Consider the following 6,939-nt stretch of genomic DNA (forward strand, 5'->3'; position numbering starts at 1 on the left):
GCGCTATTATGCCGACCCCGGAGTGGCGCCATTACAGCGACCCTGAGATGGCGCCATTATGCCGACCCTAAAATGGCGCCATATTGGTGGCCGTTGACACAGATCTCCGATAACGCCATGAGTGGTGTCCACGGTGCGATCATGACCAATATGGCGGCGGGTAGCAACAACCTACAAGCAAATGTTGCCAGTATCATCATGAGCCCGAATGGCCAAGGGGTCGTAGCCCCCAGTACTGCGGTACGCCAGACAGCAGGCGGCGCTGCGCAAGACGACGAGAATGTAAAGTCAGCCGAGATTAGCGGCCATGCCTTCAGCGGCACGACGGGTATCATGGCGATTAACCAAGCATCGGGCGCAAACAACGCAGAGAGTAATCAGCTGGGGATCGTTCTTGGCGCGACCCAACAAGTCGCAAACAATGTGCTGGCAAGCAACCTATCTGGTCTGACGGCAACGAATGCAAGCAAAACCACCAAGGAAGAGGTAAGTAGTGTCGCGGTAGCAAATACCGCATTCAAAGGTGCAGGAGGCATTGCCCAGGTGAACCAAGTGTCGGGTTCTGGCAATGCCTCAGCAAACAGTTTCGCTCTCGGGGTGGCTCCCGGAGTGATTCAGTAGCAAGTCGTGAAGTAGCTCACTCGTTTGTTCCAACCTCACCATAGGAGAGTATCATGAATAGCATCCGTAAGTTAAGCCCCATCGCCATCGCCGTTGCCGCCCTCGTGGCCGCTCCGTTGGCTTTTGCAGGCGCCGGCGTCAGCAACAGCCAGACCAGCGCCATGAACCAGCAGGGCTCTGTGTTCAACGCCACCGGCAATGCCGTCCTAGAGGACAACGCGGGCCAAAATGCCAGCGGTAACATCGGCTTCAATATCGCCACCGGCTCCCAGAATCAGCAGGCCAATGCCGGATCCTTGGCTGCTAGCACCAACGTCGACGACGCTGCTGCCTCCAGCGCCAGCATCAATGCGGACCAAGGCGAGTTGCTAGATTACGCCTGGCAGGTAATGAACGGCGCCAATGCCGTCGACTTTATCGGCAGCGCACTCGCAGGTGCCTCTGGAAACATCGGCGTAAACATGACCTCTGGTATCTTCAACCAGCAGGGCAACAATATGGCTGCTTCGTCTGCCCAGTATTCGGATTACGCCAATGCTAGCGTCGGCGCTACGCAGGCCTCAGCCCTGAACCTCAACCATAGCAATCTGAACTACGGCCACGAGGTTGGCGGCAGCAACGAGACGGGCCTCTACGGTAACGTCTTGCAGAATGCCAGCGGCAATATCGGTGTCAATGAGGCAGCGGGTATCAGCAACCAGCAGAGCAACAGCTTGGCGATTGCCACCGCCGCCAACAACGATCATGAGGGTTACCCCATCGGCGCCACAGCCAATGTGAACGCCACACAATCCATGATCATGGACGGCACGACTCAGGGTAGCAGCTACTACTGGAACTGGTCTTATGCCAACAATGCTGCCGGATTGGGGAACAGCGCCTTGGCCGGCGCCTCTGGCAACATCGGCGTTAGCATGGCTTCCGGTAACAGCAACCAGCAGAGTAACAATACCGCTCTGAGCGCTACCAGCAACGCCAACAACAGCACCACGGACTATGCCAACGCGACTGCTGGCGCCAGCCAGCTTGCCGCTGGTAACGGTACTATGGACACCGGCGTGCAAGACAGCGCCACGGTCGATGGTAACGCGGCTCAGAACGCCTCTGGCAACATCGCCATCAACGTGGTGGCTGGTGCGCAGAACCAGCAGGAGAATGGCTTGGCTATGGCATCCATCGCCTCTCCCAAGGCCATGGGCAACGCCTCGGCTCCGGTTGAGCAAGTTGCTTACTACAATGGCGGTGAGACCGTCGGCTCCATGTACAACAGCAACGTCAGTGGCAGCGCCTTGGCCGGCGCCTCTGGCAACATCGGTCTGAACGTGGCTTCCGGCAACGGCAACCAGCAGGTCAACACTCTGGCCATCGCCAGCGCGACCAAGTAATCCACTTGGTCTCTGCCACCCCCGCGGGGGTGGCAGTTTTTGGTTTCGATCGACGGGAGCCTGCCATGGTATTACGGTCTGCCATATCCCATATCCTGAGCGCTAGCGTTCTTGCAGCGGCTTTGGTACTGCAGAGCTCCCCCCTATTTGCCGCCCCCTTCGGCAACATCATTCCCGGCGCCGGTGTTCTCAACATCCCAGTTCGCAGCATGGTGGGGATGCACTTCATCCACGTGGTTCGTCAGCATACGGACTTCTCCTGCGGCGCGGCGTCGCTGGCCACCATCCTCAAGTACGGCTTTGGCCAGGACGTGACAGAAGCCTCGGTGATGAAAGGGCTCTTTACCGTGAGCAATGCCGAAGAGGTCAAGAAAGTTGGTTTCTCCATGCTTGATCTGAAACGCTATGTGGAAAAGATTGGTCTGAAGGGTGAAGGCTATGTGGTCACCCCCGCTGAACTAGAAAAAATTCACATCCCTGTCATTGTCCTGCTCGACCTCGGCGGCTATAAGCATTTTGTAGTGCTCGAAAAAACCAGCTCGGAGCACGTCTATCTGGCTGATCCTGCACTGGGTAATCGGGTCATGCCCAAGGCAGAATTCTTGAAAGACTGGAACAAGATCGTTTTTGCAGTATTTGGCAAGGGCTTTGAGCCTCATTCTGTCTTGTTGACTCCCGTGGAGGCACCCAGCGCCATGCGTCTCTTGCATGGCCAATTACCCAAGATACCGCTGCAACCCGCTCATTTTGGTTACGATATCGCCAAATATTTTTGATATAACGAGGAAGCCATCATGCATACCTTAAGCTGGAAATCATCTCTCATCCTGACAGGTCTGTGCCTGCTGCCCGCCGGTGCCGCTCTTGCCCAGACGTTGGCGTCCATCACTCCCATTGCCGGCCCCACGGTCCCCGATTCCGTGCTGGCCAATATCGTTGGCAAGGGCGTCATTGGTGGAAAAATCGTCTACTTTGGTGTGTCCATGCAAACCAACTGGACCAGCACCGCCGGCAAGACACCCATGAGCATGAGTAGCAACCTCAACGTCGCTCTTAATAGCAATGGTACGACCTTCATGCCCACCATTACCTACAGCACACGGGGCAGCATGCCGGGGCAAGTTGCCAACCCCGCAAACCAGATGAACGGCTCCGGTCTTCAGAACATCCAGGGCGTGACACAAGCCATTCAAATCGGCGGTAACGATAATTACATCCAGAATGGCATGAGCCTCAACGTCATCAAAGGCGCACCAGCCATCAGCAACCTACCGACTGGAGAAACCACTATGGCCCAGTACGGAACAACCCATACGAGCAACGTCACCATGACAGTCGCACCCGGGCAACTGTCGATGCTGATAAACAACGGTGCCAATACCATCCAGCAGGGTATCGGGAGCAATGGGGTATTTCAGATGGTTCAGGTGCAGTCTAATCTCAATGCCATCCAAAATACCATGAAGCTGACCCTGGGCGTGGATCCGATCAAAAGCCAGGGCCTTGACCTTGCTCAGCTAAACCCAGCACTCATGCCAGCCATGCCGCAGCCCTGATGGCTTCAGGCTAACCTTCCGGCGTGGTTTCAGCATCCACAAAGCCTCCCACCAGAGGCTTTGTCTAGCTTAGAGCAGGAACAATTTAGAACATAAGAGGAAACTGCCATGAAAGAGGAGCATTCCCTGAAACTCGGGGAGGGAGCGCATGAGTGGACCGCAGAGCCTCGGGGTTCGGGGCAGATCCGTGGCAATCACAGCGCCACCGTTCGGGCGTCAGAACCAGTCACAAAGCGTAGGCCAGTCCTCTACATACCAGTCATCACCAAATTCGTGCTCGCCCAGATTGGTGCAGTCCTCTGGGTGCTGTTCAGTTTCTGGATCGCCTTGCCCTGGATAAATAGTCTCGACAGCGTCATAGGTCCGATCCTGACCATTCTCATCATTCTGGGTGTGGCCGTACTACCGGGTTATATATCAGGCTTCGTATTCTTCAGCACCCTCTTGGATAGAAGGCCCACCCTGGCCGAAATCGCCCATTACCCGGCCATCAGCATTCTCATTGCTGCGTACAACGAGGAGCACACCATCACCGACACCCTGCGCTCGGTGCTGTCCCAGTCCTACCCTGGGGGAATGGAGGTCATCGTCATCGACGATGGCTCCCAGGATCAGACTGCAGCTCAGGTAGAGGCCGTGAAGGATTCGCGCCTACGCCTAGTGCGGCAGCCCGTCAATGGCGGCAAGGCCAGCGCCCTGAACGCCGGCCTAAAATGCGCCCGCTACGATCTTGTGATCACCGTGGACGCCGATACCTTTCTCTACAAGGACGCCCTGCAATACCTGGTGGGACGCTACCTCTGCGACCCATCCAACACCGCCGCCGTTGCCGGAGCGATTGCGGTTCGCAACTCTCGAAAGACCTGGGTCACCCGCCTGCAAGAGTGGGACTATTTTCACGGCATAGCCATCGTCAAACGTATCCAGAGTCTCTACCAGGGCACGCTGGTAGCTCAAGGCGCATTCTCGCTCTACGAGAGATCCGTCCTTCTCGAACTAGGCGGCTGGGCACCCGTGGTTGGAGAAGATATCGTCCTGTCCTGGGGCATGCTGAGCAAGGGCTATCGCATCGGCTATGCCGAAAATGCCGTCGTCTTCACCAACGTCCCCGAAACCTATGTCCAGCTTTTTCGCCAGCGGCGGCGCTGGGCGCGGGGCATGTTCGAGGCATTGCGCGCGCATCCAAGGATCTTGCTCACTCCCCGTATTACTCTGCAGTTTGTTATCTTCAATCTGATGTTCCCGTTTCTAGATGTGAGCTACCTGCTTTTTTTCGTGCCCGGGGTAATTGCCGCCTGTTTCGGTTTTTATTTGATAGCTGGCCCGATCACTTTATTGCTAATTCCCTTAGCCGGCCTCAACAACATCGTTATCTATTTGGCCCAAAGAAGTATGTTCAAAGAGCGGGGATTGAAAGTTCGAAAAAATTTCCGCGGCATGATTCTCTATGTGTTCTTGTCGCAGCTTCTTATAAGTCCCGCATCCATAGCAGGGTATGCCTCTGAAGCACTACGACTGGGCAAAAACTGGGGCACTAAATGAACCGCCCCTTACTACATCAACTTGCCGTTGCCTTTGCGTTGTCTCTTGCGGGGCTAAGTTCGGCCTTAGCTGATCCAGCGAGCCACATCCGGCTGGGCCGAGAGGCGCTGAATTCGGATCATCCGCAAAAGGCGCTGGATGCCTTCGAGCAGGCAATGGCAGAAATCCGAAAGAACCCTAAAAAATATACAGCCGATCGCATTCCCACTCTGGCGGGCATGGGCTATGCGGCCCTCTGGTTAGGTAATGAACACCAAGCAGAGCGTAGTTATCGCGAGGGGCTGGAGCTCTCCCACAGCAAAAGTGATAAGAAAACTATGGCCACAGGACTTGCTAGGGCACTCATCGGGGTGGGACGGCCGCGAGAGGCCTTTGACACTGTTGCGCCTTATCGAGGTAGCGATCACCTAGCCGCACTCCAGGCGGCCATCGCCGCCAATCTACTGAATTGGAATATTCTGGGTAAAGAAAACCTGAGGTATGCCGCACCAAATGGCGAGTACACTGGCCCGCGTTGGCAAAAGGAGCTTTATCGTTACGCTGATAATTACATTAGCTATGCACTGCGCCCTAAAATCGATATTGGAGTGCATTACAGCAGTGATATTGATCACAATATTAACCAGATCTACTCAGCGAATGTGCTTTGGCCGGGCCGCCCCCTAAGTGATCCACAGTTGAATCCGACCTTCTGGCAATTTGGCTTTCAACAAACTCAGATTGGGGACTCCGTAGGACAGGTTGGCCTGAGCGCCATTCGCGGAGGCTGGTCGAGCGTTGTCAATAAGAATTGGCAATATTCCGCCATTGCCGGCCTTGGCACGTCTGGCCGCTGGACCTATGCGACGCTGAATGGCCTACTTCTCTATCAACCCAGCGATAGCTGGGGTCTGAATGTTGGTTTTGATCGCCAACCCATTCGCACCAACACCGCCGTGCAAAACCATATTCTGGTAAATACCATTGATGCTGGGGGTTTCGCTCGCTGGCGCGACGTTGGCACCCTGGGGGCGGATTATTTTCACCAAATATTTTCTGATGGAAATCAGAGAGATGGATTCGTAATTAAGGCCACGCCAGAGTTTGTAAGTCTAGGACGTTGGCCTGTTAGCCTTGGCATTCAGGGCTATTATCGCCAATATCACAGTGGTATAGTCGCTTACGATGGGTATTTTAATCCGAGAAATTATCGGGAGGCTCTTGGCTATTTCATTTATGTGCAGAAATTCTCACCCTACTGGACGCTCCGATTTTACTCTGGTTTTGGCTCTCAGACCATAGACGGAACAACATCCGGTGTTCGTGATTTCTTTGGAACGTTAAGCGGTTTAGTGGCACCTTATTGTCTTTTACGCTTCACTGGTGGATACAGCGAAATTGCAAATGCCTACGGCGGTGGTCCGGGATATCATCGCAGCTATGTCGAGGCCAACATGTCTATTCCATTCTAGCTATCGACTATTTCATCTATCTTAAGCCCTCGGATTTTTACCCAAGGGCTTTAGACTTCACAGATTGAAAGGAATGGTTGCTGTTAACTGAAAATTTGGCGCGCTACTGGTCAAACCAATGCCCAAATTCATAATTAGCGAAGTATCAGTATTGAATGCATAGGTCATTCCTAAATTCGCCACCGCCACATTCGCTTCACTGCCCACGACCGGTGTCCAAGCTCCGCCCAAAGCACGAACCTTTGTCTGACCCTGAATGCGGTCCGCAAAAGATGAACTTATGCTTAGGGAAGATCTGATCTAGCCGAAGAAGGCATTGCCGTTGATCCAGAATCTCAAAAAAAACGCCATGAGGCCCATTGCTGATCGAAATACCACTATTTT

7 protein-coding genes are annotated in these 6,939 nt (G+C 54.4%); 6 read left to right on the plus strand and 1 reads right to left on the minus strand.

Going from position 1 to position 6,939, the window contains the following annotated elements; translation table 11 throughout:
• From RTI30_RS11430 to RTI30_RS11455, 6 genes are all read left to right on the plus strand, one after another.
• Positions 1–621, plus strand: a 621-nt coding sequence (locus tag RTI30_RS11430) for a hypothetical protein (protein ID WP_312283797.1), incomplete at its 5' end; no start/stop codon positions are given.
• A 53-nt stretch (positions 622–674) separates the two neighbouring features.
• A complete protein-coding gene (locus tag RTI30_RS11435) occupies positions 675–2,006 on the plus strand; it encodes a hypothetical protein (RefSeq protein WP_312283798.1) in 1,332 nt (443 codons plus the stop codon).
• A gap of 65 nt (positions 2,007–2,071) precedes the next feature.
• Positions 2,072–2,782 carry a C39 family peptidase gene (locus tag RTI30_RS11440; protein ID WP_312283799.1) on the plus strand — a complete coding sequence of 237 codons (711 nt, stop codon included), beginning with the start codon at positions 2,072–2,074 and terminating at the stop codon, positions 2,780–2,782.
• Between the two features lie 18 nt (positions 2,783–2,800).
• Complete coding sequence (locus RTI30_RS11445; protein ID WP_312283800.1) at positions 2,801–3,562, plus strand: hypothetical protein; 762 nt, start codon at positions 2,801–2,803, stop codon at positions 3,560–3,562.
• 108 nt (positions 3,563–3,670) lie between these two features.
• A complete protein-coding gene (locus tag RTI30_RS11450) occupies positions 3,671–5,104 on the plus strand; it encodes a glycosyltransferase (RefSeq protein ID WP_312283801.1) in 1,434 nt (477 codons plus the stop codon).
• The gene (locus RTI30_RS11455) at positions 5,101–6,555 is read left to right on the plus strand and encodes a hypothetical protein (RefSeq protein ID WP_312283802.1); all 1,455 of its coding nucleotides are present in this window, start codon (positions 5,101–5,103) and stop codon (positions 6,553–6,555) included. Before RTI30_RS11450 ends, RTI30_RS11455 begins: the two co-directional genes overlap by 4 nt.
• Positions 6,556–6,612: 57 nt before the next feature.
• Here RTI30_RS11455 and RTI30_RS11460 read toward each other — a convergent pair whose 3' ends face one another.
• Positions 6,613–6,762, minus strand: a complete 150-nt coding sequence (locus RTI30_RS11460) for a hypothetical protein (protein ID WP_312283803.1) — start codon at positions 6,760–6,762, stop codon at positions 6,613–6,615.
• Positions 6,763–6,939 lie beyond the last annotated feature (177 nt).

It is taken from the genome of Candidatus Igneacidithiobacillus taiwanensis (assembly GCF_031962545.1).
In the GTDB taxonomy this organism is placed as follows: Bacteria; Pseudomonadota; Gammaproteobacteria; order Acidithiobacillales; family Acidithiobacillaceae; genus Igneacidithiobacillus; species Igneacidithiobacillus taiwanensis.